At 50.5% G+C, this 1,134-nt stretch carries 1 protein-coding gene; it reads left to right on the top strand.

All coding sequences use genetic code 11. From position 1 onward, the window contains the following. Positions 1–380: 380 nt before the first annotated feature. Complete coding sequence (locus ACWGKS_RS30075) at positions 381–1,001, top strand: hypothetical protein (RefSeq protein WP_358515753.1); 621 nt, start codon at positions 381–383, stop codon at positions 999–1,001. Positions 1,002–1,134 lie beyond the last annotated feature (133 nt).

Below are 1,134 nucleotides of genomic sequence, written 5' to 3'. Positions count from 1 at the left end.
CACGCCTGTGTCAGGGGAACGAAAGTTCACCCATGAATGCACCCCTCGTCTTGATTGTCGGGTTCCTGCAGATTCCCAGTCACTGAGATCACCTCCATGGAGAGCCCGTTGCACTGAAAGGCGCACGGCGGGTTCGGAGGGCGGGCCGTGGAAACCTGCCGTGAGCGATCACGGTAAGGCGCCACGGTCCGACCCTGCTGGAACGGTGTTACCGCTGGAAGAGGCTAGGATAATCATCACCCGCCGACAGCGAACCGTGTTGGTGCTGCCCCAGCGGACGATGCGCTTCCTTCAGGTTAAAACCCTCAGCATACATAAGTCTCGGATATACTCAAGAAGCCCAAGACATAACGCAAGCAAGAAAAAAGAGAAGCACAGTCATGAATATTATTCAATCCTGGCTTAAATCCAATAAATCTATCCAGATAGAGACCTTCCTAAACGAATGGTATGGCCCTCCAAAAAAACCAGCACCGAAAATCCAGAACAACGACACCCCCGAACCCCTGGTCCACTGGCACGAACTATCCCAAGCTTGGGATTCTGGCATAACACACCAAAATTACGCAATCCCACTAAATGAGCTCAAGCCAGAGAAGGGGAAGATTCCTTTCTGGTGCGAAAACCAAGGAAATTCGATGTGGGCGTTTGACCCCACCAGTCAGAACCAACTTGTCTATGAGCTTTCCAGGGATGATTCTTGGGAGAAAACATCAGTAGATATATCTACTTTTCTTCGGATATCTACCATCAACGAAGCAATCTACGGATCCCCTGCTCAAGAATTCATTGAAACCAGTGACCCATGGAATTTGTTTTTTCCTTTGGAAAACTTGCAACTCGAGGCACTTAACCTTGACTGGCCCCACCCCCAGTCAAGGACAATAATCGGACGCAGCTGGCTCGCGCTAGTCGACCCAGGGCGCATTCCTGGTACCTACGAGGTAACTCTCGCTGCCAAGCTCGATTCCACAATCAGAGACCTCCTCTCGAAGCCATAAAGGAGAATTAATTCAAAGAAATAAGTCCACTTTTCAATCAGTGAGGTGATCTCAGCGAGTTTGCTTCTCGATATTGGTCAGCGCCAACGCGGCTTGCACGATCATCCCGATCTTGGACGGGCTCATCGTGGTG

The organism is Nocardiopsis sp. NPDC055879 (genome assembly GCF_053615935.1).
The sequence above is the reverse complement of the archived record's forward strand: the minus strand, read 5'-3'. Positions and strand labels throughout refer to the sequence as shown.